At 67.5% G+C, this 24,228-nt stretch carries 24 protein-coding genes; 17 read left to right on the top strand and 7 right to left on the bottom strand.

The genetic code is table 11. The annotated features are described in order from the left end of the window. Nucleotides 1-127 precede the first annotated feature (127 nt). The 11 genes from mqo (at nucleotide 128) to AASM09_RS05995 (ending at nucleotide 12,769) form a co-directional block, all read left to right on the top strand. Nucleotides 128-1,828: a malate dehydrogenase (quinone) gene (mqo, locus tag AASM09_RS06045; protein WP_100443782.1), complete on the top strand. Its 1,701-nt coding sequence runs from the start codon at nucleotides 128-130 to the stop codon at nucleotides 1,826-1,828. Nucleotides 1,829-2,153: 325 nt separating this feature from the next. Next, nucleotides 2,154-4,346 carry a TonB-dependent siderophore receptor gene (locus AASM09_RS06040; RefSeq protein ID WP_049429990.1) on the top strand — a complete coding sequence of 731 codons (2,193 nt, stop codon included), beginning with the start codon at nucleotides 2,154-2,156 and terminating at the stop codon, nucleotides 4,344-4,346. Between the two features lie 183 nt (nucleotides 4,347-4,529). Beyond that, nucleotides 4,530-6,173, top strand: a complete 1,644-nt coding sequence (mdcA, locus tag AASM09_RS06035; protein WP_049429991.1) for a malonate decarboxylase subunit alpha — start codon at nucleotides 4,530-4,532, stop codon at nucleotides 6,171-6,173. A gap of 10 nt (nucleotides 6,174-6,183) precedes the next feature. Beyond that, entirely contained in the window at nucleotides 6,184-6,504 is a 321-nt protein-coding gene (gene mdcC, locus AASM09_RS06030) for a malonate decarboxylase acyl carrier protein (RefSeq protein WP_049429992.1), read from the top strand. Beyond that, nucleotides 6,501-7,409, top strand: a complete 909-nt coding sequence (locus tag AASM09_RS06025) for a biotin-independent malonate decarboxylase subunit beta (protein ID WP_049429993.1) — start codon at nucleotides 6,501-6,503, stop codon at nucleotides 7,407-7,409. The genes mdcC and AASM09_RS06025 overlap by 4 nt, the downstream gene beginning before the upstream one ends. Beyond that, the gene (gene mdcE / locus AASM09_RS06020; protein WP_049429994.1) at nucleotides 7,406-8,116 is read left to right on the top strand and encodes a biotin-independent malonate decarboxylase subunit gamma; all 711 of its coding nucleotides are present in this window, start codon (nucleotides 7,406-7,408) and stop codon (nucleotides 8,114-8,116) included. Before AASM09_RS06025 ends, mdcE begins: the two co-directional genes overlap by 4 nt. After that, entirely contained in the window at nucleotides 8,109-8,750 is a 642-nt protein-coding gene (gene mdcG, locus AASM09_RS06015; RefSeq protein WP_049430052.1) for a malonate decarboxylase holo-[acyl-carrier-protein] synthase, read from the top strand. Before mdcE ends, mdcG begins: the two co-directional genes overlap by 8 nt. Next, the gene (gene mdcB / locus AASM09_RS06010; RefSeq protein ID WP_049429995.1) at nucleotides 8,747-9,604 is read left to right on the top strand and encodes a triphosphoribosyl-dephospho-CoA synthase MdcB; all 858 of its coding nucleotides are present in this window, start codon (nucleotides 8,747-8,749) and stop codon (nucleotides 9,602-9,604) included. Before mdcG ends, mdcB begins: the two co-directional genes overlap by 4 nt. After that, nucleotides 9,601-10,521 (top strand): malonate decarboxylase subunit epsilon, encoded by a 921-nt coding sequence (gene mdcH / locus AASM09_RS06005; protein WP_049429996.1) that lies wholly within the window; start codon nucleotides 9,601-9,603, stop codon nucleotides 10,519-10,521. The genes mdcB and mdcH overlap by 4 nt, the downstream gene beginning before the upstream one ends. A 104-nt stretch (nucleotides 10,522-10,625) precedes the next feature. Continuing rightward, on the top strand, nucleotides 10,626-11,993 hold the full coding sequence (locus tag AASM09_RS06000; protein WP_049429997.1) for an SLC13 family permease: 1,368 nt from the start codon (nucleotides 10,626-10,628) through the stop codon (nucleotides 11,991-11,993). A 56-nt stretch (nucleotides 11,994-12,049) separates the two neighbouring features. Further along, a complete protein-coding gene (locus tag AASM09_RS05995) occupies nucleotides 12,050-12,769 on the top strand; it encodes a GntR family transcriptional regulator (RefSeq protein WP_049429998.1) in 720 nt (239 codons plus the stop codon). Nucleotides 12,770-12,866: 97 nt separating this feature from the next. On the opposite strand, the gene AASM09_RS05990 is transcribed toward AASM09_RS05995, so the two are convergent. Then, the gene (locus AASM09_RS05990; RefSeq protein WP_049429999.1) at nucleotides 12,867-13,187 is read right to left on the bottom strand and encodes a hypothetical protein; all 321 of its coding nucleotides are present in this window, start codon (nucleotides 13,185-13,187) and stop codon (nucleotides 12,867-12,869) included. A 152-nt stretch (nucleotides 13,188-13,339) separates the two neighbouring features. Between AASM09_RS05990 and AASM09_RS05985 the strand changes: the two genes are divergently transcribed. Then, a complete protein-coding gene (locus AASM09_RS05985) occupies nucleotides 13,340-14,287 on the top strand; it encodes a nucleoside hydrolase (RefSeq protein WP_049430000.1) in 948 nt (315 codons plus the stop codon). Nucleotides 14,288-14,291: 4 nt separating this feature from the next. Here the strand turns inward: AASM09_RS05985 and AASM09_RS05980 are convergent, their stop codons facing one another. The 6 genes from AASM09_RS05980 to AASM09_RS05955 form a co-directional block, all read right to left on the bottom strand. Then, on the bottom strand, nucleotides 14,292-15,551 hold the full coding sequence (locus AASM09_RS05980) for an MFS transporter (RefSeq protein WP_049430001.1): 1,260 nt from the start codon (nucleotides 15,549-15,551) through the stop codon (nucleotides 14,292-14,294). Nucleotides 15,552-15,629: 78 nt separating this feature from the next. Next, nucleotides 15,630-16,643: a hypothetical protein gene (locus AASM09_RS05975; RefSeq protein ID WP_049430002.1), complete on the bottom strand. Its 1,014-nt coding sequence runs from the start codon at nucleotides 16,641-16,643 to the stop codon at nucleotides 15,630-15,632. Nucleotides 16,644-16,748: 105 nt separating this feature from the next. Continuing rightward, nucleotides 16,749-18,062 carry a sensor histidine kinase gene (locus AASM09_RS05970; RefSeq protein WP_049430003.1) on the bottom strand — a complete coding sequence of 438 codons (1,314 nt, stop codon included), beginning with the start codon at nucleotides 18,060-18,062 and terminating at the stop codon, nucleotides 16,749-16,751. After that, nucleotides 18,059-18,799 (bottom strand): response regulator, encoded by a 741-nt coding sequence (locus AASM09_RS05965; protein WP_049430004.1) that lies wholly within the window; start codon nucleotides 18,797-18,799, stop codon nucleotides 18,059-18,061. The genes AASM09_RS05970 and AASM09_RS05965 overlap by 4 nt, the downstream gene beginning before the upstream one ends. Before the next feature lie 57 nt (nucleotides 18,800-18,856). Further along, the gene (locus tag AASM09_RS05960) at nucleotides 18,857-19,402 is read right to left on the bottom strand and encodes a redoxin family protein (protein ID WP_049430005.1); all 546 of its coding nucleotides are present in this window, start codon (nucleotides 19,400-19,402) and stop codon (nucleotides 18,857-18,859) included. Between the two features lie 3 nt (nucleotides 19,403-19,405). Further along, on the bottom strand, nucleotides 19,406-20,200 hold the full coding sequence (locus tag AASM09_RS05955; protein WP_049430006.1) for an alpha/beta fold hydrolase: 795 nt from the start codon (nucleotides 20,198-20,200) through the stop codon (nucleotides 19,406-19,408). Between the two features lie 342 nt (nucleotides 20,201-20,542). Here AASM09_RS05955 and AASM09_RS05950 point away from each other — a divergent pair, with 342 nt between their 5' ends. The 5 genes from AASM09_RS05950 to AASM09_RS05930 all read left to right on the top strand — a co-directional run bounded on the left by AASM09_RS05950 (nucleotide 20,543) and on the right by AASM09_RS05930 (nucleotide 24,118). Then, the gene (locus AASM09_RS05950) at nucleotides 20,543-21,187 is read left to right on the top strand and encodes an HvfX family Cu-binding RiPP maturation protein (protein WP_049430007.1); all 645 of its coding nucleotides are present in this window, start codon (nucleotides 20,543-20,545) and stop codon (nucleotides 21,185-21,187) included. A gap of 100 nt (nucleotides 21,188-21,287) precedes the next feature. Beyond that, nucleotides 21,288-21,764 carry an HvfA family oxazolone/thioamide-modified RiPP metallophore gene (locus tag AASM09_RS05945; RefSeq protein ID WP_049430008.1) on the top strand — a complete coding sequence of 159 codons (477 nt, stop codon included), beginning with the start codon at nucleotides 21,288-21,290 and terminating at the stop codon, nucleotides 21,762-21,764. A 57-nt stretch (nucleotides 21,765-21,821) separates the two neighbouring features. Then, entirely contained in the window at nucleotides 21,822-22,667 is an 846-nt protein-coding gene (locus AASM09_RS05940) for an HvfB family MNIO-type RiPP peptide maturase (RefSeq protein ID WP_049430009.1), read from the top strand. After that, the gene (locus tag AASM09_RS05935; protein WP_049430010.1) at nucleotides 22,660-23,394 is read left to right on the top strand and encodes an HvfC family RiPP maturation protein; all 735 of its coding nucleotides are present in this window, start codon (nucleotides 22,660-22,662) and stop codon (nucleotides 23,392-23,394) included. Before AASM09_RS05940 ends, AASM09_RS05935 begins: the two co-directional genes overlap by 8 nt. A gap of 85 nt (nucleotides 23,395-23,479) precedes the next feature. Beyond that, on the top strand, nucleotides 23,480-24,118 hold the full coding sequence (locus tag AASM09_RS05930) for a ferric reductase-like transmembrane domain-containing protein (protein ID WP_049430011.1): 639 nt from the start codon (nucleotides 23,480-23,482) through the stop codon (nucleotides 24,116-24,118). Nucleotides 24,119-24,228 lie beyond the last annotated feature (110 nt).

Here is a 24,228-nt window from a genome sequence, read left to right as displayed (position 1 = left end):
TTGCATCAAAAAAGGACCGGAACCGGTTAGAATCGCGTCTGGATGCTGCAAGGCGTTGTTTCTTCACGCCCTTTCCCTGCTTCATGCGCATCCTGACCTCCTCCCCTCCGCCAACGATCCCGCCCCCATGAAGAAATTTGGCAAGGCCCTGCTCGCCCTGCTCGTGCTGCTGTTGCTGGCCGCCGCGCTGTTCCTGTACTGGCCGCTGACCCAGCGCTCGGTGCCCGCCGCCAGCAACGACAAGCCCGTCGACGTTGTGCTGGTCGGCGCCGGCATCATGAGCATCACCCTGGCCACCTACCTGCAGGAACTGCAGCCGGACTGGAACATCCAGGTCTACGAACGCCTCGACGGCGTCGCCGGTGAAAGCTCCGACGGCTGGAACAACGCCGGCACCGGCCACTCGGCCTTCGCCGAACTGAACTACACCCCGGAACTGCCCGACGGCAGCATCGAGACCAAGCGCGCGGTCGGCATCGCCGAATCGTTCGAGGTCTCGCGCCAGTTCTGGTCGCACCAGGTCAAGGAAGGCCGGCTGAGCCAGCCCAGCGACTTCATCAACCCGACCCCGCACATGAGCTTCGTCTGGGGCGATGACAACATCGCCTACCTGCACAAGCGCCAGCAGGCCCTGGTGAAGAACCCGCTGTTCTACGGCATGCAGTACTCCGAGGATCCGGCCCAGATCAAGCAATGGGCACCGCTGCTGATGGAAGGCCGTGACCCGAAGCAGAAGGTCGCCGCGACCTGGATGCCGCTGGGCACCGACGTCAACTTCGGCGTGATCACCCGCCAGCTGACCACCGGCCTGCAGCGCAGCCCGAACTTCAGCCTGCATCTGAACCATGAAGTGAGCGCGCTGCGGCAGAACACCGACAAGAGCTGGAACGTGACGGTGAAGGACCTCAAGGCCGGCACCGAGTCCACCACCCACGCCCGCTTCGTGTTCATCGGTGCCGGTGGCGCCGCGCTCAAGCTGCTGCAGATGTCGGGCATTCCGGAATCGAAGGACTACGCCGGCTTCCCGGTCGGTGGCCAGTTCCTCGCCTTCCAGGGCCAGGACGTGACCTCGCGCCATGGCGTGAAGGCCTACGGCATGGCCGAGACCGGTTCGCCGCCGATGTCGGTGCCGCACCTGGATGCGCGCAAGCTGGACGGCAAGCCGGTGGTGCTGTTCGGGCCGTTCGCGCTGTACAGCACCAAGTTCCTCAAGCACGGCTCGTGGTGGGATCTGTATTCCTCGGTCACCCACAACAACGTCGGCCCGATGCTGGAAGTGGGCAAGGACAACCTGGACCTGGTGCAGTACCTGATGGGCCAGGCACGCCTGAACGATGCCGACCGCCAGGCCGAGCTGATCAAGTACTTCCCCAATGCCAAGCCGGGTGACTGGAAGCTGATCACCGCCGGCCAGCGCGTGCAGATCATCAAGCGCGATCCGCTGAAGGGCGCGGTGCTGCAGTTCGGTACCGAGATCGTGACCGACAAGGACCACACCCTCGCCGCCCTGCTCGGCGCTTCGCCGGGTGCGTCGACCTCGCCGCCGATCATGCTGGACCTGATGGCCAAGGCCTTCCCGGACCAGATGAAGGCCGGCTGGGAGACCCGCCTGCGCGAGATCGTGCCGTCGTACGGGCGCAAGCTCAACGACAGCGCGGCGCTGGTGAACGAGATCCGCACACTGACCAGCCAGACCCTGCACCTGCCCTACCTTGAAGTACCGGTGGATGGCAACGCGGCAGCGCCTGCACCGGCCGCAGTTCCGGCCCCGGTTCCGACGCCGGCCAAGGAAAAGCGCAACGCCAATGAGGAACTGCAGGCACTGTAAGCCTGCGCGTTCCTTGAGATGCAGACGGACGGCCACCTTCGGGTGGCCGTTTGCGTTTGGGCGGGCCACCGCCTGTAGAGCCGAGCCCATGCTCGGCTCCGGCAAAAAGCAGCCGAGCATGGCTCGGCTCTACAGAAAGCGATGCCCCGTGCCGGGAACCCTGCGCACAATAACGCGAATTGTAATGTTGTTAAGAAGTATTTACATTTGCACCCTGCGCAGTGACCGCGCCCCTCCCAGATGGACCTGATGTGCCCGAAGCCGCCGCCCCGGGTGCTTGACGACTGTTGCCGCCCTTCCCCCGCTTCCGAGCTTCGAGCCCACCATGTTTCCGACCCTGCCCAACCGCCTGCCCCGCCGCGCGCTGCTGCCGGCTGCCCTGCTTTCGTCGCTGTCCCTGCTGGCCGCACCCAGTGCGTTCGCTGCGGCCGATGGCGCCGCCGATGCCAAGACCCTGGACCGGGTCAGCGTCCATGCCGAGCAGTCCGCTCCGCCATCCAGCACCACCCGCCTGCCGATCACGCTGCAGGAAACCCCGCAGTCGGCCACTGCGATCAGCCTGAAGCGCCTGCAGGACGAATCGCTGTTCAGCATCAACGACGTGATGCGCAACGTCACCGGCGTCAGCGTGTCCTTCTATGACACCCAGCGCCCGCTGTACTACGCACGCGGCTTCGCCATCACTGACTTCCAGGTCGACGGCATCCCGACCTACAGCGGTTCGACCAACCAGGAATACGACACCGCCTTCTACGACCGCATCGAAGTGATCCGCGGCGCCAACGGCCTGCTCAGTGGCGCCGGCGTGCCGTCGGCCACGGTGAACCTGCTGCGCAAGCGCCCGGGCAAGGAGTTCGATGCCTCGTTCGCGGTCAGCGCCGGCAGCTGGGACTATCGGCGCATGGAGGCGGACGTGACCGCACCGCTGACCGATGACGGCCGTTTCCGCAGCCGCGTGGTCACCGCCTATACCGATCGTGGCCTGTATTACGACCGCTACGACGAGAACAAGATGGCCGGCATGGCGGTGCTGGAGGGCGACGTCACCGACAGCACGACGATCACCCTCGGTTACCAGAGCCAGGACAACAACCCGACCGGCTCGACCTGGGGCACCGTGCCGTTCTTCGACAACCAGGGCAACTTCGCCCACCTGCCGCGTTCGACCAACCTGTCGCCGAAGTGGAGCTACTGGAAGCGCGAGAGCAACACCGCGTTCGCCAACCTCGAACAGCGCTTCGGTGACAACTGGCTGCTGAAGATCAACACCGCCTACACCCGTGGCAACGTACAGAACGTGCGCCTGTACGGCACCGGCAACCCGGACCCGGTGACCGGCTCGGGCATCTTCCTGCGCGCGGCCGCCGGTGATTCCAAGGACACCCGCCGTAATGTCGATGCCTACCTGGCCGGCAGTTTCGATCTGTTCGGCCGTGATCACGACGTGACCCTCGGCGCACAGTGGTCGGACCTGGAAGGCACCACCAACACCCTGGCGCTGAACTACCCGACCGACTGGGCGCGCTGTGGCAGCGAGCGCTGCTACTACATCCCCAATGTGTACAGCTGGAACGGCGACATCTCCGAAGTGACCTACCGTCGCACCGGCGCACGCCGCGTGGCCAAGACCACGCAGAGTGGCGTCTACCTGGCCACCCGCCTGCGCCTGGCCGATCCGCTGTCGCTGATTGCCGGTGCGCGCCTGAGCCGCTGGGAAACCCTCAGCCGCTCGTACAACGCCGCAGGCGCCTACACCGGCACCAGCGGTGCGTACAAGGTGAGCGATGAAGTCACCCCCTACGTGGGCCTGGTCTACGACATCACCCCGAACGTGTCGGCCTATGCCAGCTACACCGAGATCTTCAACCCGCAGAACTTCAAGGACCGCAACGAGAACCTGCTGGCACCGGTGCAGGGCTCGAACCTGGAAGCAGGCATCAAGACCCAGTGGCTGGATGGCCGCCTGACCGCCAATGCCGCCGTGTTCGAGGCCAAGCAGGACAACTACGCGGTGCGCGACATGGGCGTGCCGGAGGGTTCGCTCAGCGATGGCACCTCCGCCTACGTCGGCGTCAACGGCACCAAGGCGCGCGGCTGGGAGATGGACGTCAACGGCGAGATCCTGCCGGGCTGGACGGTCAATGCCGGCTACACCCACGTCAAGGTCACCCGCGCGGCTACCGACCTGCTGTACGCCAATCCGCCGAAGGATCTGTTGCAGCTCAACACCCAGCTGCAGCTGCGCGGCGCGCTGGAACGCCTGAGCGTTGGCGGCGGCCTGCAGTGGCAGAGCAAGGTGCAGGGCTACAACATCGCCTACCCGCTGGGCGGCACGGTCACGGTCAACCAGCCGGCGTACTCGCTGGTGCAGTTCAACGCCAACTACCGCATCAGCGACAACTGGACGGCGACGCTGAGCGTGCGCAATGCGCTGGACAAGACCTACTGGGCCAACCTGGACTACAACAACTTCGGCGAGCCGCGATTCGTGTCGGCCAGCCTGCGCTGGAAGTTCTGAGCCAAGCGCATGCCCGGGGTCGGATACCTTTCCGCAGGAAAGGGCTCTGACCCCAAGGCAGCAAGAAAGGGCCCGCCTCCGTGCGGGCCTTTCCTTTGGGCGGGCGCCGACCGTTGGTCGGCATGCCATACCCCACGTCGTAATTATGCCGTAATTATTACAACGCCAATCGGACGCCGGTCGATGAACCCGAGCTGGGATACGTTGGAACGCAGCCGCCAGGCGCGCCTGGAACGTGCCGTGCCGTGGGCGCGCGGGCACCAGGTCGCGGCCGACGACGTGCGCGAACTGCTGCACGCGCTGCTGGAGCCGGGTGACAAGGTCTGTCTGGAGGGCAACAACCAGAAGCAGGCCGACTTCCTGGCCCAGGTGCTGGCCGGCCTCGACCCGGCACGGGTGCACGACCTGCACATGGTGCAGTCGGTGCTGTCGCTGCCCTCGCACCTGGATGTGTTCGAGCGCGGCGTCGCCTCCAGGCTCGATTTCTCCTTCTCCGGTCCGCAGTCGGTGCGGCTGGCCAACCTGGTGGCCGAAGGGCGCATCCAGATCGGCGCCATCCACACCTACCTGGAGCTGTTCGGCCGGTACTTCATCGACCTGACCCCGCGCGTGGCCCTGGTGGCGGCGCAGGCCGCCGACCGCCACGGCAACCTCTACACCGGCCCGAACACCGAGGACACCCCGGTGATCGTCGAAGCCACTGCGTTCCGGGGCGGCATCGTCATCGCCCAGGTCAACGAGATCGTCGACACCCTGCCCCGCGTCGATATACCCGCCGACTGGGTCAACTTCGTGGTGCAGGCACCGAAGCCGAACCATATCGAGCCGTTGTTCACCCGCGATCCGGCGCAGATTTCCGAGATCCAGGTGTTGATGGCGATGATGGCGATCAAGGGCATCTACGCCGAGTACGGCGTGAACCGCCTGAACCATGGCATCGGCTTCGACACCGCCGCGATCGAACTGCTGCTGCCCACCTACGCCGAGTCACTCGGCCTGAAGGGAAAAATCTGCCAGCACTGGGCACTGAACCCGCATCCGGCGCTGATTCCGGCCATTGAATCCGGGTTCGTGAAGTCGGTGCACTCGTTCGGTTCGGAACTGGGCATGGAGAAGTACATCGCTGCCCGTGGCGATGTGTTCTTCACCGGCGCCGATGGCTCGATGCGTTCCAACCGCGCGTTCTCGCAGACTGCCGGCCTGTACGCCTGCGACATGTTCATCGGCTCCACCCTGCAGATCGACCTGCAGGGCAACAGCTCCACCGCCACCCGCGACCGCATCGCCGGCTTTGGCGGCGCGCCGAACATGGGCTCGGATGCACGCGGTCGCCGCCACGCCAGCGATGCCTGGACCAAGGCCGGCCAGCAGGCCGCCCGCCCTGGCGAAATGCCGCGCGGGCGCAAGCTGGTGGTGCAGATGGTGGAAACCTTCCGCGAGCACATGGCACCGGCCTTCGTTGAACGTCTTGACGCCTGGGAACTGGCCGAGCGCGCACAGATGCCGCTGCCGCCGGTAATGATCTACGGCGACGACGTCAGCCACGTACTGACCGAGGAAGGCATCGCCAACCTGCTGCTGTGCCGCACGCCGGAAGAACGCGAACAGGCGATCCGCGGCGTATCCGGCTACACCGCCGTCGGCCTTGGCCGCGACCGCGCGATGGTGGAAAACCTGCGCGACCGTGGCGTGATCCGCCGCCCGGAAGATCTGGACATTTCGCCGCGCGATGCCAGCCGCGACCTGCTGGCCGCGCGCTCGGTGAAGGACCTGGTGCGCTGGTCCGGCGGCCTGTACGACCCGCCCAAGCGCTTCCGCAACTGGTAAGGGAAAGAGCATGGAAACCCTCGACTATCGATTCGACGGCCGCACGGCTGTGCACTTCCCGCGCGATGCGGTGCTGGTGGGCGTGCTGGCCTCGGGCAACCTGGAAATCCTGCTGGAACCGGATGATCTGGACGGCGCAATGACCGTGCGCATCATCACCGCCGCGCAGGGCTTCGGCACCATCTGGCAGGCGGTGATCGCCGATTTCGCCCAGCGCCATCCGCTGCGCGACGTGCGCGTATCCATCAACGATGCCGGTGCGACCCCGGCGGTAGTCAGCCTGCGCCTGGACCAGGCCGTGGAAACCCTGCTGGCCGGGGGCACGCCATGAGCCACGTACAGCGCCACAGCTATTACGAAGCCGATGCGCGCGAGCGCATCGCCGGACTGGTCGACGCCGGTTCGTTCCGCGAATTCCTTGGCCCGGCGCGGAGGACGATGAGCCCGCACCTGGCCCAGCTGGACCAGCCGGCCGCGTTCGACGATGGCGTCGTGGTGGGCGAAGCCACGCTGCGCGGCAAGCGCGTACTGCTGGCCGCGCAGCAGGGGCAGTTCATGGGCGGTGGCGTGGGCGAAGTACACGGTGCCAAGCTGACCGGATTGCTGCGTCGCGCGGCGGAAACCCGCCCCGATGGCGTGCTGCTGCTACTCGATACCGGTGGCGTGCGCCTGCATGAAGCCAATGCCGGGCTGATCGCGATCTCCGAAATCATGCGTGCGACCTTTGGCGCACGCGCGGCCGGCGTACCGGTCGTCGCGCTGATCGGCAGCGGCAACGGCGCATTCGGCGGCATGGGCATCGTCGCCCGCTGCTGCACCACGGTGATCATGTCCGAGGAAGGCCGGCTGTCGCTGTCCGGGCCGGAAGTGATCGAGACCGTACGCGGCGTGGAGGAATTCGACTCGCGTGACCGCGCGCTGGTCTGGCGCGTGACCGGTGGCAAGCACCGCTATTTGATCGACCAGGCGCAGGTGCTGGTACCCGACGCCATCGAAGCCTTCGCACAGGCCGCAGGCGATGCGCTGCAGCCCGATGCCGCCAGCACCGATACCGAGGCTGCACTGGCCGCGCTGCAGAAACGCCATGCGGCATTGAAAGCCCGCGTGCAGGCCTGGGGCGATTGCCGTGATGGGCTGGAAATCTGGGCCTGGCAGGGCATCGCCGAGCCCGAACGACTGCCTCTACTGGACACCGACGCCTTCCTTGCCGCCACCGCCGACCGGAGGCTGCCATGAGCGCACCGCTGCAGTCCCTGCTCGATGCACTCTTCCCGCGCGGCCACCACATCGACATCCACGACTCGGTACTGACCGGCACGGCCACCACCGAGGATGGCGAGGTGACCGTGATCGGCACCACCGACCGCATCGAGGTCGGCGTCGACCACGCGCTGGCGCTGGCCGGGACCGTGCTGGCCAGCACCGCCACCCACCCGCAACGGCCGATCGTGATGCTGGTCGACACCGCCGGCCAGCGCCTGGCCCGTCGCGATGAACTGCTGGGCATCAATGGCTACTTCGCGCACCTGGCTCAAACCCTCGACCTGGCCCGCCGCCGTGGCGCGCGCCTGGTCACCCTGGTGTACGGCGAATCGGTAAGCGGCGGATTCCTGTCCTTCGGCCTGATGGCCGACCACATCCATGCCCTGCCCGATGCACAGGTACGCGTGATGGACATACGTGCGATGGCGCGAGTGACCAAGCAGCCGCTGGAAAAACTGCAGGCGCTCAGCCAGAGCTCACCGGTGTTCGCACCGGGTGTGGCCAACTACGTGGCGATGGGTGCGGTGGAATCGCTGTGGGATGGCGATCGTGCGCAGCACCTGCTGCAGGCGCTGCGCACACCCAGCGACGGCGATGCGCGCGCCGCGCTGGCTGCACAGCGCGGCGGTCGTGCACTGGCGGCGGATGTTGCCGATGCGGTGGCCCGCGGCGATGCCTGAGCAGCCCGCCCGCCACACCCTGGCCTGGTTGTCGGCCCACGCCGACTGGCGCGCCGACGTGGCTGCGCAGGAACCCCGCCTGGCGGCGTGGTTCGCGCAGGGCCTGCCTGCAATGGTGGCGCGCCGCGCCGCGGATGACCCCGACCCGCGCCTGCGCCTGGGGGTGCCGCTGCCGCCGAGCGAGGGCAAGCTGCGGCTGGCGCTGCGCGTGGCTCCGCACGAGGCACGTCGACTGCAGCCACCGCCCGCGCTGGACGAGGTCGTTGCCAGCGGCGTACCCGACGACTGGCGAAGCGCACTGCAGGCGATGCAGCGGCTGGCACCGGCACGCGTGTTCGGTGCATTCGCCTGGCAGCATCTGAGCGGTTTGCCGTATGTGCATCCGCGCTCGGACATCGATCTGTTGTGGCAGATAAGGGCCGCAGGCCAGGCCGATGCCCTGGTCGAGCGCCTGCAGGACTGGGAACGCACGCACGCGCGCCGCGTCGATGGCGAGCTGTGCCTGGCCGACGGTGGCGCGGTGAACTGGCGCGAGTACGCCGGATGCAGCCGCGAGGTACTGGTCAAGCGTGTGGATGGTGCTGCGCTGGAAGCCCGCGATCGCTTGTTCATCGCCAACGGGGTGGCCGCATGAACGCCGTCGTCCACGCCGAGCGGCCCTGTCGCCCCCGCGTGGACAGCGCGCGACTGGGCCGCCTGGCCATCGCCAGCCTGCACGCCGAACTGGCCTGCACACCCAAGCCTGGGCTGGTCACCCCCTTTGATACCGGCAGCCATGACGACATGGACGCCGGCACCTTCCTGCGCAGCCTGTTTGCCCTGCGCCACTACTTCACCGCGATCGCCCATGCTGGCGTCGACGATGCGCCCTACGCGGTCCTGCGCATGCATGGGCTGGCCGCCGAGGCCGCGATGCTGCGGGCCACCGGCGGCATCAATACCCATCGTGGTGCAATCTTCAGCCTGGGCCTGCTGGTCGCTGCATCGGCACGCTACCGCCAACTGCACGGCCATGCGGGTTCGGCTGCACAGGTGTGCCTGGCCGTGCCGCACTGGGCAGCCGACTTCGCCAGCGCGCCACTGGATGCCAGCAGCCCGGGCCAGCGGGCACGTATGCGCCACCGCGTGCCGGGCGTACGCGAGCAGGCGGCGGCCGGCTACCCGGTGCTGCGCGAGCTGGCGATGCCCACGCTGCGTCATGCACTGGAGGAAGGCCTGACGCACGATGCGGCGCTATGCCAGACCCTGATGCAGCTGGTCGCGCAGATCGATGACCTCAACCTGCTGCACCGTGGCGGCGCCGAAGGCCTGCACTGGGCCCAGCAGGAGGCACGTGGCTTTCTGGAAAGCGGCGGTGCCTTCGCAGTCGGTTGGCAGGCACGCCTTCACGGCATCGGTGAGCGCTTCGTCGCACGCCGCCTGAGCCCCGGTGGCAGTGCTGATCTGCTGGCCTGCAGCTGGTTCCTGCTGCAACAGGAGGGCGTATGAGCCTTGCCCTGCTCTGCCCCGGACAAGGCGCGCAGCACGCCGCGATGTTCGAGCGCGTGCGCGAGCTGCCTGCCGCGAGCAACGTACTTGAGGCTGCCAGCACACTGCTTGGACGCGACGTGTTCGCGGCGGCCGCTGACGAATCGCGCTTCGACAATGCACTCGCGCAGCCCCTGCTGTGTGCAGCCAGCCTCGCGCACTGGCTGGGACTTCGCGAGGCGGTGCCAGCACCGGTGCTGGTGGCCGGCTACAGCATCGGTGAACTGGCCGCGCATGCGATCGCCAGCAGCGTTGATGCCGCCACCTGCCTGGCCCTCGCAGCTCGGCGCGCGCAGTTGATGGATAGCGCCAGTCCCGCCGATGCAGGCCTGCAGGCGGTGCTCGGCCTGGACCGCCGCAGCCTGCAGGCACTCTGCGATGCGCAGGGCGCATACGTGGCCATCGCCAACGGCCAGGATCATTTCATCGTCGGCGGCAGGCCCGCCTCGCTGCAGGGCCTTGCCGATGCAGCGCGTGCACAGGGGGCGGACATCCGCCCGCTGCCGGTGCACGTTCCGGCGCACACACCGCTGCTGGCAGCGGCGGTCGCACCGTTCGCTGCGGCCCTTGATGCCTCCGCGCTGCAGGCCCCGCGCCTGCCGCTGCTGGCCGGTATCGATGCACGACCGGTACGTGATCGCGCCGCAGCGGTGCACACCCTGTCGGCACAGCTGGCCCAGACCATCGAATGGGCGCAGGTGATGCGCCAGGCCTTCGAGCGCGGCGCGCGGGTGTTCCTGCAGCTGGGCCCGGGCAACGCATTGGCGCGCATGGTCGCGTCCGACTATCCGTGCTGTGAAGTGCGCGCGGTGGAAGAGTTCCAGAGCCTGGACGGCGCCGCGGCATGGGTCCGCAGCGCGCTGGAACGGCTGCAGTAACGGGTTCGAGCAGTACGTATCACGCAACACGCAGTACGTCGCCTTACCCCGGGATGGCGGGTCTCCATCCGCGCTGTAAGTGAGTCACGTGTCTGGGAGGGCGCATGAGTCCACAAATCGCAACGATCATCGGCCTGGTGATCATGTTCATCGTCGCCACCGCGATGCCGATCAACATGGGTGCTGTCGCCTTCGCGCTGGCCTTCATCATCGGCGGGCTGTGGGTCGACATGGGGGGCAAGGAGGTCCTGGCCGGATTCCCCGGCGATCTGTTCCTGACCCTGGTCGGTATCACCTACCTGTTCGCCATCGCGCAGAAGAACGGCACCATCGACCTGCTGGTGCACTGGGCGGTGAAAGCGGTACGTGGCCATATCGTGGCCATTCCGTGGGTGATGTTCGTCATCACCGCGGTCCTCACTGCCTTCGGCGCACTCGGTCCCGCCGCGGTGGCGATCATCGGGCCGGTCGCGCTGCGCTTTGCCAAGCAATACAACATCAACCCGCTGATGATGGGCCTGCTGGTGATCCACGGTGCGCAGGCCGGCGGCTTCTCGCCGATCAGCGTGTACGGCAGCATCACCAACGGCGTGGTGCAGAAAGCCGGGCTGGAAGTGACTGAGATGGCGGTGTTCCTGAGCAGCCTGGGCTTCAACTTCATGATGGCCACGATCTGCTTCTTCGCGTTCGGCGGTATTGCCCTGCTGCGGCGTGGCTCGATCACCGCGGCCGGAACGATCGGCACTGCCGAACTGGCAATGGTCGGCGGCCCGCAGGCATCGTCACGCCAGTTCGCCATCGAAGGCCACGGCGCGCTGGTTGCCGCTGGCGGGGGCACCCTGTCCAATGATCCGGCGGCGCTGGATGCAGTGAACCTGACCCGCGAGCGGCTGTTCACCTTGATCGGCCTGCTGGGCCTGGGCGTTGCTGCGCTGATCTACAACCTCAACGTTGGCCTGGTCTCGATCACCGTGGCGGTGGCGCTGGCGCTGCTGTCACCGCAGAGCCAGAAGGGCGCGGTCGATGGCATCAGCTGGTCCACCGTGCTGCTGATCTGCGGCGTGGTGACCTACATCGGCGTGCTGGAACATGCCGGCGCGGTGGATTTCATCGGCAACGGCGTGTCCGACATCGGAATCCCGCTGCTCGGTGCGCTGCTGGTCTGCTACGTCGGCGGCATCGTCTCTGCATTCGCTTCATCGGCCGCAGTACTGGGCGCCACGATTCCGTTGGCGGTGCCGTTCCTGATGCAGGGCCACCTCAGCGCGGCCGGCGTGATCTGTGCACTGGCAGTGTCGTCCACCATCGTCGATGTCAGCCCGTTCTCGACCAATGGCGCCCTGGTGGTGGCATCGGCAGCGAAGGAAGAGCGCGAAACCCTGTTCCGTCGTTTCCTGGTCTACAGCGGGCTGGTGGTCGCGCTGGGGCCGCTGCTGGCCTGGCTGGTGTTCGTGGTACCGGGCTGGATGTAGCCGCTACCCGGTCGTGCCGGCCGCTGGCCGGCGCGACCTGGCGTTACACTCTGCGCATGGCCATTGCCCCTGCTCCACGGTCCCCGAAGAAGCGCGCCCCTTTGTATGAAGAGGTGGCCGAACACGTGCGCGAGCACATCTACGATTACCGGCTGCCGCCGGGCGAGTGGATTGACGAGCCCGCGCTGTGCGAGGAACTGGGCATCAGCCGCACGCCGCTGCGCGAAGCGCTGAAGCTGCTGGCCGCCGAAGGCCTGGTGCAGATCGATGCCGGTCGTGGCGCGCGGGTCACCCGGCTTACGCTGGAAGATCTCAACCAGCTGTTCCCGGTGATGGCGATGCTGGAAGGCCGCTGCGCGCATGAAGCGGTCAGGCATATCGATCATGCTGGGGTACAGCGGCTGGAAGACCTGCATTCGGCGATGGAAACGGCTGCGGCCGAGGGCAATATCGCCGAGTACTACCGCAACAACTACCTCATCCACGAAACCGTGCAGCACTATGCCGGCAACCCGTGGCTGATCCGCATCACCCACGACCTGCACCGCATCCTGAAGATGCACCGTGGCCGCCAGTTGCTGACCCCGGGCCGTACCGCGCAGTCGCTGGCCGAGCACCGCGAACTGATGGAATGCTTCCGCAAGCGCGATGCCGCCGCGGCCGAACGCACCATGGAGCGCCACCTGCTCAGCCAGGGCCAGGCGCTGGCCGCCTATGTGGCCGCGGGAGGCCTGTTGAACGTGCCAGCGCCGTTGCCGACCGAGGGCGGCGGCTGAGCAGGCTTCTGTAGAGCCGAGCCATGCTCGGCTGGCACCCGACGCGAGCAGTAGAAGCCGCCGAGCATGGTTCGGCGCTACAGCCGGGCGCCGGGCTTCAATCGCCGCAGCTGCCGCTGTCACTACTCCCCCCATCACTGCTGCAGTCGGAGCTGCCGTGGCTGTGATGGCTGTAGTTGTCACCGGAATACCCACCGGAGCTGTCGTAGCTTGCGCCCCCCTCCCCGCGGCTTCCCGAGCCATCGGCGGTGGCTACCGCCATGCACAGGATTGCGCCCACCAGCGGCAACAACCAGACCAGCAACAGCTGCACCGTCCGGCCGCCCGCCGAAAGCCCGTCGCGCCTGATGATGACCACGGTGGCTACCACGTTCAGGCCCAGCACCAGCAGGACCAGCAGAAGGGCAACGATCAGCATGCGGCAGTTCCGTGCCAGGACCTGGGGGCATTATGGCCCGCCGCGCCGGCATTGGCCCTGCCTGTCATGAAGATGGGACAATGTAGGGCGCGCCGGCCTGTCTCCGGGCCGCCGGCGCCCCCCGCACCACACGGAAGAAGAAGAACAACAACATGCTGAAAGTCATTTTCGATACCGACCCGGGCGTCGACGACGCCCTGGCCCTGCTGTACCTGCACAAGCACCCGCAGATCGACCTGATCGGCGTCACCACCACCTTCGGCAACGCCTCGGTGGAGTCGACCACGCACAACGCGCTGTACCTGAAGCAGGCCTGGGGCTTTGCCGCCCCGGTCGCACGCGGCGCCGCAGGCCCGCTGCAGCCGGAAGCCACCCCGGAAGCCTGGCCGGTGCACATCCACGGCCACAACGGCCTGGGCAACCACCCGGTGCCGGCCAGCCTGGACGTGGCCGCTGATGCGCGCTCCGCCGCGCAGCTGATCATCGACCTGGTCCGCGCCCATCCGGGCGAAGTGACCCTGGTCGCCGTGGGCCGCATGACCAACCTGGCCCTGGCCCTGCAGCAGGCGCCGGACATCGCCGGGCTTGTACGTGGCGTGGTGATCATGGGCGGCGCCTTCCACGTCAACGGCAACATCACCCCGGCCGCCGAGGCCAACATCTGGGGCGATGCCGAAGCGGCCGATGTGGTGTTCACCACCGATTGGCCGGTCACCGCGATCGGCCTGGACGTGACCACCCGCGTGGAAATGGACCGCGACGGCCTGGACAAGCTGGCCGCCCTCGGCGGTACCGACGCCGAGCTGGTGCGTGCGCTGTCGCAGGACTACGTGGACTTCTACCTGCAGGCTGGCCACAAGGGCATGGTCGTGCACGACTGCTGCGCCTGCATCGCGCTGACCCGCCCGGAGCTGTTCCAGTTCGAACGTGCCAGCGTGCGCGTGGCCACCGACGGCGTTGCCCGTGGCATGACCATTCCGAAGCCGGAAGGCATGGGCTTCGGCCCCAGCGTGTGGGATGGCCACGTGCTGCAGTCCGTCGCCATCGGCGTGGATGCGGCCGCGGTACTGGCCGACATCGAGCAGACCCTGAAGGTCTGATCGGCTAGCGTCTGGCCCTGCCCGGGACGGTCTCGGGCAGGGTCCACAGCACCGGCAGCACCAGCACCGCCACCAGCGCGATCATCGCGCCCGGCGCCGCCGCCCAGCCGCTGCGTTCCACCCACCATTGCGCCAGCCACGGTGTCGCGCCGCCGAACACCGCGGTGGCCATGGTCACGCCCAGTGCCAACCCGCTGACCCGGCCTTCGCCCGGGAACTGCTCGGCCGTGGCCGGGGCCGCGACCGCACTTACACCACCGGCCACGCAGGCCAGCAGCACCGCGGCCAGCGCGATGCCCCACACCGAAGCCTGCGCCATCCACGCAAACAGCGACAGCGGCAGCAGCGCCGCCAGCAACGTCAGGCCCAGCAGCATCGGCCGGCGCCCCACGCGGTCGGACAAGGCGCCGCACAGCGGGGTGATCGCAATCACCGCCACCGCCGCAATCGTCGACAACCAGAGCGCGTCGCCTTCGTCGTGGCCCTGCGCATGCAGGAATGCCGGCACGTAGGTGATGCCCACGTAGTAGGTGATCGAACCCAGCGCCGAGATCGCGAAGGTGCGCGCCACTGCTGCCGGATGGTTGCGCAGCACATGCCGCAACGGCGTGGCGGGAATGCTGCCCTCGCGCCGCTGGCGCTCGAACTCGGGCGATTCGTGCATGCCCGAGCGCGCGACCAGGATCACCAGCGCCAGCGCGGCACCGACGAAGAACGGAATGCGCCACCCCCAGCTGTCCAGCTGCGCGGCGGGCAGCAGCGCGACCGTGAGCGCGGAAATCGCCACCGCCAGCAGCGCGCCCACTTCACTGGCGGCCGATGCCAGCGAGGTCACCAGGCCTCGTCGCCGCACGGGTGCGCTTTCCAGCAGGTAGGCCACCACGCCGGTGTATTCGCCGCCCACCGAAAACGCCATCACGCAGCGCAGCACCAGCAGCAGCACGCCGGCGGTGGCGCCGGCGGTGGCGGCGGTCGGCAGCAGCGCGGTAGCCAGCATCGCCGCTGCCATCAACGCCATCGACGCCAGCAGCATCCAGCGCCGGCCGAGCCGATCGCCCAGATGGCCAAAACACAGCGCGCCCAGCGGGCGCATCAGGTAGGACACCGCAAAGCCGGCCAGTGTCACCAGCAGCGCCTGCTCGCCACCGCCGAAGAACACCCGCGACAGCACCGTGGCGAAGTACAGGTACAGGGTGAAGTCGTACCACTCCACTACCGTGGACAGGCCGGCCACCCACATCGAGCGCTGCCGCGCCGCGGTCATTGCGTGTTCGCCTTCAACAGCCTCGTTCCCGTGGGTGCAGGTGCCAGGCAGGGTGTCACGGCCGGGGTGAAATGCCGGTCATCGGCCATCCATCGGCTGCATGTACTGGGTTTCATGCCCGGTGAAGCGCTCACCGTCAAAGCCGAAGCAGAACCGCCCCTCCTCAAACGCGCGATAGACAAGCAACGCGCCATCCAGGCAGAACTGCTGCTGGTCCACGCCCGTGTCCAGGGTCCCATAGCGGGTAGCGTCTCCGCCCTTCCCCGCCGGCCCGGTGAAAGCATCGATCGGCAATGGCGTGGCGCGTCCGGTACGGGTGTCGATCAGTACCACCGAGCGCTGGAAGAACTCGGGGCGATCATCGACCTGCACCAGCAGGTAGTGCTGGTTGAAGTTGGGTGTCTCGTTCCTGAGGGCTTCCTCGATGCGCGCCACGTGCTGCGCATCGCAGAAATCGACCGGGCTGTAGCGATAGCTGCACCCGTTGTGGTCGTAGGGCAGGTTCATGCCCGAATAGCTCACGCCTGCCTGGCTGCCCAGGTCGTCTCCCGGTTCCGGTGTGCTGCACAGCAGCCACGAGCGCTGTGCATCCTCGGGATCGGCCATCAGCTTCGGCTCCCGGCCCTGCTCGTAAGCCGTACCACCCGGAAAGTCCCGGCCGAAGCGCTGGTGAACGATCACGCGCGCGGTCTCCAACGGCAGGCCGATCTTCGCCCCGCGGAACGAAACGAGCGTCATCGTCGGCAGGATCACCTCCTCCACCGGCAATCCCTTCCATTGCCCACGCATGCAGAACGTGGCGATCTCGTTTTCCTCGTCCACCTTGCAGGGTTTCGGCGCGTTCGCGGCCAGCCAGGGATGGACCGGGCGATCGGCCTGAGGGTCGATATACCAGCCGTCCAGCGCACAGGTCGGCAGCGCATCCAGCAACGGAGAGAGGTCTGTTGCGGTGGCCGGGGCGGCAAGGGTTGTGCCCGCTACGGGTGCCTCGATTGGTGCATCCGGTGTGCGCTGGCAGGCCGCCAGCACGAGTAGACCTGCCAGCAGCGCGACGTGGCGCGGACGCCGGATTGAATGCTGCGTTCCCTGCATTGCGTGTTTCCTGATTTCGACACTCCCTGCAGATGATCGCCGATCCCGGAGCCGTGCAGGATTGCCATGGATCCGCGTTATGTGTGGATGCTCTGGTCCCGCCAGTTACCCCGGCAGCTGCAGCTCCGCCCGCAGGCCGCCACCCTCGCGGTTGTGCAACCGCAGCGAGCCGCCCAGCGACTGCGCCAGCTGCACCGCGATGGCCAGGCCCAAGCCAGTGCCGCCGGTATCGCGATTGCGTGAGCTTTCCAGCCGGTGGAACGGCGCCAGCACTGCCTGCAGCTGGTCCTCGGGAATGCCAGGGCCACGGTCGGAAATGCAGATCCACACTCTGCCGGCGTCATCACGGCCGGCCTCGATCTCGGCGGCACCGGCGTAGCGGAGTGCGTTGTCGACCAGATTGCCGACCACCCGTCGCAGCGGCTGCGGCCAGGTCTGCACGACCAGTCCAGCGGGCGCACCGCCACTGACCGGCTTGCCCATGTCCTCGTAGTCGCCGACCACACTGGCCAGGAATGCGCCCAGGTCCATCGCCACTGGCTCGCCACTGGCGACGTGGCTGCTGCGCGCATAGGCCACGCCCTCACGCACCAGTTGCCCCAGGTGGTCGAGGTCGGCCAGCAGCCGCTGCTGGGTGCTGTCTTCAGGCAGGGCCTCCACCCGCAGCTTCATGCGCGTGATGGGGGTCTGCAGGTCATGCGAGATCGCGGCCAGGATCTGCAGGCGCTCACTGACATGGCCACGAATGCGTGCCTGCAGTGCGTTGAGCGCGGCCGCCGCGCCGCCCACTTCCGCAGGGCCATCTTCAGGCAGTGCCGGCCCGTCCTTGCCCGGCTGCAGATGCTCCACCGCATGCGAGAGCTGCTGCAGCGGCCGCATGGCCAGGCGCACCGCCAGCCACGCGCACACCAGCAGCAGCGCCAGCTGCACCAGCAGCACGGCGGGCAACCAACGCGCCAGCGGCAGCCCCGACGGCGTGACTTCAATGGTCACGGGGGTGCCGTCGTGCAGGCGCAGTTCCACCTCGAACCGCTCCGGCAGGCGAGCCACCTGGCGCGCCTGCAACGGATAGCGGTGCTGCAGGCTGTCATCGATGACCGTGGTGACCTGGCGTGCGCGATCGGTCTGCAGCCCGGGTCCGGCCGCAACCGGGCGCAGCAGGTAACGGTAGGTGCGCCGCTCCAGCCGCGGCACCCAGGCCGCGCGCTGGTCTGCGGGCAGGTGTTCCAGCAACGCGACGCTCACGGCCACATCCTCGTCGAGGTTGCGCAGCATCATGCTGCGGGTGGACTGGTCGCGTTCGAAGAACAGCAGGCCGAACGACAGTGCGTGGGCCAGCGCCAGTCCGCCCAGCAGCACCAGCAGCAGCCGCGCCGACAGCGTGCGCGGCCAGCGTGGGCGGCGTGCGGTGATATTCATTCGTCCGGCCCCAGCAACTGCACCGGCACGCTGAACACGTAGCCTTCGCTGCGCACGGTCTTGATGTAGGTGGGCTCACGCGCGTCATCGCCCAGGCGCTGGCGCACGCGGCTGACCAGCAGATCGATGGAACGATCGAACAGTTCTGCATCACGGCCCTGGGTAAGGCTGAGCAGCTGGTCGCGGCTGAGCACGCGGTTGGCGTGGTCGAGAAACACGCGCAGCAGGCGGAATTCCGCACCGCTGAGCGGATAGGCGGTGTCCTGCGCATCCAGCAGGTGGCGGGCGGTGGTATCCAGGCGCCAGTCGCCGAAGGCCAACTGGCGGCCGGCTTCGCTCACCTGCAGGTTCGGCGGCAGCATCTGCGTGCGTCGGATCACCGCATTGATGCGCGCCAGTAGTTCGCGTGAGGAGAACGGCTTGGTCACGTAGTCATCGGCGCCCATTTCAAGGCCGATGATGCGGTCGGTTTCATCGTCGCGGGCGGTCAGCAGCACCACCGGCACCGCGCGATGCTTGCCGGCACGCAGGTTGCGGCACAGGCTCAGCCCGTCCTCGCCGGGCATCATCACGTCCAGCACCACCAGATCCACCGCGTGGGTATCCATCAGCGCGCGCATCGCACGGCCGCCATCGGCCTGGCTGACACGCAGGCCGCTGCGTTGCAGGTAGTCGGCCAGCATCTGGCGGATCTCGCTGTCATCGTCGACGACCAGGATGTGCGGTACGTGGTTCATTGCGTTCTCGATGAAGACGGCGGTCAGGGCCGCGCTGCGCGGCCATGGTAGCGCGGCTCAGGGGCTGGGCAGCAGGCGCTGGATCTCGCTTTCGGTACGTGCGTAGTCGCCCTCGCCGTAATGGCGGTAGACCACCCGCCCCTGCCGGTCGAGCAGGTACAGCGCCGGCCAGAAGCGGTTGCCCCAGGCATTCCAGATCCGGTACTGGTTGTCCTGCACCACCGGCCAGGTGATATCCAACCGTGTGATGGCCCTGCGCACGTTGCTGGGCAGCCCTTCATAGGCAAATTCCGGCGTGTGCACGCCGATCACCTTCAGGCCCTGCGGCGCGTATCGCGTATGCCACTGGTGGACGTAGGGCGCCACGTTGAGGCAGTTGCTGCAGGTGTAGGTCCAGAACTCGACCAGCACCACCTGCCCCTGCAACTGCTTCAGTGTGAGCGGTGGGCTGTTGTGCCAGGGTCCGCCACCGTCGAACCCCGCCATCGGTGCTGCAGCGAGCGGCTGCGCACCGGCATCCGCGCCGGGCCATGCCAGCAACAGCGCCGCTCCGCCCAGCAGGCCCAACAACAGCGGCAATGCGTACCCTCGCAGTGCGGCCATCGCTCAGCCACCCTGCTCGGCCAGCGGCAGTTCCGCCGGCTTCACCCCTGCCGCTTCCAGAATGCTGTCGGCCACCTGCGCCGGATGCGAAAGCAGCGACACATGGCTGCTGCCGATCGATTGCAGCTGTGCACCGATGCGACGTGCGGTCGCGGCCTGCAGCTGTGGCGACAGCATGCGGTCATCGCGGCTGAGCACGTACCAGCTCGGCTTGCTGCGCCACGCCGCAACGTTCACCGCCTCGCCCAGTGCACTGGCCTTCAACGGGACCTGCGTGCTGTACAGCAATGCGGCCGATTTTTTCATCACGTCCGGCGCGAAGTCCTGGGCGATGGCATCCGCCGGCAAGGTCAGGTAGCCATCCCTTTCCTGCAGTCGCGCCAAGCCCGGACCGACCGGGAAACCTTCGCCCTGTTGCGCCGAAGACTGCCCTGCATCCGGCGCGAAGGCCGCCACGTACACCAGCGCCTGCACCTTCGGGTCATTGCCCGCTTCGGTGATGACCGTGCCACCCCAGCTGTGGCCGACCAGCACCACCTTGCCGGGCGCGGCGGCAATCGCGCGGCGGGTGGCGGCGACATCGTCGGCCAACGAGGTGAGTGGATTCTGTACGGCCACCGCCGGCAGCTTCCAGTCATGCAGGGTACTGATGACCTTGCTCCAGCTGGAGCCATCGGCGAAGGCGCCGTGCACCAGGATGACGGTGGGCGGTGCAGCGGTATCGGCCTGGGTAGCGAAGGCGGGGGCGGCGGCGCCGGCAAGGGCGAGAGCAGCGGCAAGCAACGAGGTACGGATCATGGGTGGCACTCCGGTGTTGGGAGTGGCCATTTCCATCTGCCGGTGTATCGGCGCTGTTTCTCCACGGCGCGGAGTTGTACCGGACTGTAGGGCGCAGGCGGGTTTCTACAGTGGGATACATTCGCGCGCCGGTCCTTGCTGGGTGCTACCGGGTGGATCAGGCTCCCCGCACGCGTGCGCGCAACGCCCCGATGTGCATCCACGCATCGTCTTTGTATCCGACTGTACGAAACCCGGGCCGCGGCCACAGTCGCTGACAAAACCCCGGGCAACGGCACACGTTGCCGATACCTGCGCCGACTGAAATGGCCTCCATCGACCACTGGCCCGCAGGACACCACCATGATCAGCACTGCCTCTTCCGTCGTTACCCCCCGCCTGGACGCCGTCGGCCGCTGGCTCTCGCCATTGGCGCTGCGCATCCTGCTGGCTTGGGAGTTCTTTGAATCCGGCCGCGAGAAGCTGGCCGGCCAGAACTGGTTCGCCGACCTGGAAGGGCGTTTCCCGTTCCCGTTCTCCACCCTGCCTGCGTCACTCAACTGGCAGCTGGCCACCTGGCTGGAACTGGTGGGCGCTGTAATGCTGCTGCTGGGCCTGGCCACGCGCTCGGTGGCCTACATCTTCTGGGTGCTGACCCTTGTTGCCATCGCCGCTGTGCACTGGCCCGACCAGTGGAACGGCCTGGGCGAACTCTGGCAGGGCTATGCGATCACCGACCAGGGCTACGGCAACTTCAAGCTGCCGCTGCTCTTCCTGGCCATGCTGCTCCCACTGATCCTCAACGGCGGCGGTGCGCTCAGCCTGGACCACCTGCTGGCCGGCCCGCAGCGCCCCACGGCGGGCAACGACGGTCTCGGCTGGGGCGTGAGCCTGATCGCCCTGCTGCTGCCGGTCGCCGCGCTGCTGCCCGGCGTCGGCTTCGGTGGCGCGCTGCTCGGCGGCGCCCTGCTGTTGGGCTACGTACTGCGCCGTCGCCGCAACGCCTGATCCGCATCGCCCCTTCCCGCGCTTCTTCCCTTCGTTTCCGTCGCCTTCAGGCGGCGTCCATCCCGCACGCCCTGCGTGCCAATCCCAAGGAGTCATCATCATGTCCGTCTCGACCAAGAACACCGCTGCTTCCCGTCTGCCGCGCATCGGCGCCATCGGCATCGCCCTGGCCGGTGGCCTGCTGCTGGCTGGCCAGGCCGCCGCGATCCAGCCAATGGCCATCGGTGCCGTGGCGATGAGCGCCGCCGCCGAAGGCAAGTGTGGTGAAGGCAAGTGCGGCGCCAACAAGGCTGCCACCGGCAAGCCTGCCGGCAAGGCCAAGGTGGTCGAAGGCCAGTGTGGCGAAGGCAAGTGCGGCGACGCCTCGTTTGCCCGCACCGACCGAGACCACGACGGCCGGGTCTCGCGTGCCGAGTTCAACGCCGTGGCGGCCAAGCGCGCCGCCGAATTCGACCGCATCGACACCGACCACGACGGCTACATCAGCGAACAGGAAGCGCACGACTACCTGCGCAGTGTCTACACCGCCAACGGCAAGCCGATGCCGAAGGGCCTGTTCTCCCGCGTCAACGACTGATCGTTCCCCACCCGGCGCCGCCCTTGCGGCGGCGCCACTGCCCTGGAGTACCGTCGCATGTCCCTGCCCCTGTCTTCCGCCAGCGCTGGTCTCGGCCTGCGCCGTGGCCTGATCGATGAACTGCTGGCGATGCCGGCCAATGCCATCGACTTCCTCGAAGTGTCGCCGGACAACTGGATCGGGGTTGGCGGTGCCCACGGCGCGGCGCTGCGCCAGTTGAGTGAGCGCCATCGCCTGACCTGCCACGGCCTGTCGCTGTCGCTGGGCGGTCCGGATCCGCTGGATCGCACGCTGCTGGGACAGACGCGCGCCTTCCTCGATCTGCACCAGGTGCAGCTGTACAGCGAACACCTGAGCTACTGCGCCGCCGGTGGCCATGTCTATGACCTGCTGCCGTTGCCGTTCACCACCGAGGCCGTGCACCATGTTGCCGCTCGCATCCGCCAGGTGCAGGACATGCTGGGCCGACGCATCGCCGTGGAGAACATCTCCTACTACGCCGTTGCCGGTGCGGACATGAGCGAGATCGACTTCATCAACGCCGTACTCGCCGAAGCCGACTGCGACCTGCTGCTGGACGTCAACAACGTCTTCGTCAACGCCTGCAACAACGGTTACGACGCCTTCGATTTCCTGGCCCGCGTGCCGGCGCATCGCGTCGCCTCGCTGCACGTGGCCGGCCACTTCGACGAGGACGATGGCTTCAAGATCGATACCCACGGTGCGCCAGTGAAAGGCGTGGTCTGGGCGCTGCTGCGTGAGGCCTATGCACGTGTCGGCGTCCACCCCACCCTGCTGGAGCGCGATTTCAACTTCCCGCCTTTGGCCGAGCTGCTGGCCGAGGTCGAGCAGATCCGCCACGCGCAGGCCGATGTGCTGCTGCCCGAGGTGGCCCATGGCTGAGCCGCTGGCCACCCTGCAGCAGCGCTGGGCCGACCATGTACGCGACCCATCGATGCCCGCGCCTGAGGGCATCGATGCACGGCGGATGGCGGTCTACCGCCGCCTCTGCATCGACAGCCTGGACAGCCTGCTGGCAGGCAGCCTGCCGCGCCTGCAGGCGCAACTGGGTGATGCCTGCTGGCGCGACACCGTGGAGCACTACTACGCGCGGCATGCCTGCCATACCCCACTGTTCCCGCAGATCGCCGGCGAATTCGCCGCGTGGCTGGGCGTGCAGGCAGACCTCGCGCTGCCGGGCTGGGTGGCGGAACTGGCGCATTACGAAAGCACGCAGCAGGCACTGCACATTGAAGCGCGGGACACCGGCCAGCAGCCATTGCATGCGCCACAGGCAGGCAGCGTGCTGGCGCTGTCTCCACTGGTGCGGGTGCTGGGCTACCAGTGGCCTGTGCATGAGGACGCCGGCCAGAACGGCGCGCCTACCGCGATGCCGACGTTGCTGCTGCTGCGACGCCTGGGTGACTTCAGCCTGCAGGTGCAGGAACTTTCACCGCTGGCATATGCGCTGCTGTCGGCGTTCGGCGATGACGGCGCCCGTGCGGAAGACGCGCTGCAGGTACTGGCCGATCTGCATGGCGTGGCCGCCGACGAACTGCGCACAGCCTGCATTCCGCTGCTGGGCGAGCTGTGCGCGGCCGGCGTGCTGGTGGTGCCTAGCGACTGTTGAAGGTGCCGGCCAGCGGCCGGCACTACCCACTCCTTGGCCGGCCAGAGGCCAGTGCCCCCCCATCTCCATTCTTCGAGGTCTGATCATGGCTGTTTCCAATACCTCCTTCCTGCACGGCTGGCGCCTGTTCGTGGCCATCGCCGTGGTCCTGATCGCATTCGCACTGGCGGCATTCACCCTGCAGCCCGACGTGGTCGAGGGCAGCCGCACGGCGATCCGGGTGACGGCACGCACATCGTTCCTGCTGTTCCTGGCCGCCTTCACCGCCTCCTCGTTCGCCAGCCTGCTGCCCGGCCCGGTCACCCGCTTCCTGTTGCGCGAGCGTCGCATCGTCGGCCTGTCGTTCGCGTTCTCGCACCTGCTGCATGCGGTGGCGATCACCGCCTTCGGCATCCTCAACCCCGCGTTCTGGCCGGCGCGCTCGGCCCTGGCCAACCTGCCGGGCACGATCGGCTATGTAGCCATCCTCGCCCTGGCCATCACCTCGCATCGTGGCATCGCCCGCCGCATGGGCCCCACCGCGTGGCGTCGCCTGCACGTGACCGGCATGTGGATCATCGCCGCAGTGTTCACCTATTCGTACTTCAAGCGCGTGCCCGGCAACTTCGGGTACGCGGTGCCCTCCGCGTTGCTCTTCACCGCTGTCGTGGTGCGCGCGATCGCCAAGCGGGCGCAGTCGCTGCGGCGCAATGCGCATGCGCGGCCGCCGCTGCGGAGTTCTTGAGGAGGCGGTTACCTGTAGAGCCGAACCCATGCTTGGCTGCCTCTGGTTCAGCCGAGCATGGGCTCGGCTCTACAGAGGGATCCCAGCACGATAGACAGCGAATTCCTCGC

It is taken from the genome of Stenotrophomonas maltophilia, from assembly GCF_039555535.1.
GTDB lineage: Bacteria > Pseudomonadota > Gammaproteobacteria > Xanthomonadales > Xanthomonadaceae > Stenotrophomonas > Stenotrophomonas maltophilia_Q.
The sequence above is the reverse complement of the archived record's forward strand: the minus strand, read 5'-3'. Positions and strand labels throughout refer to the sequence as shown.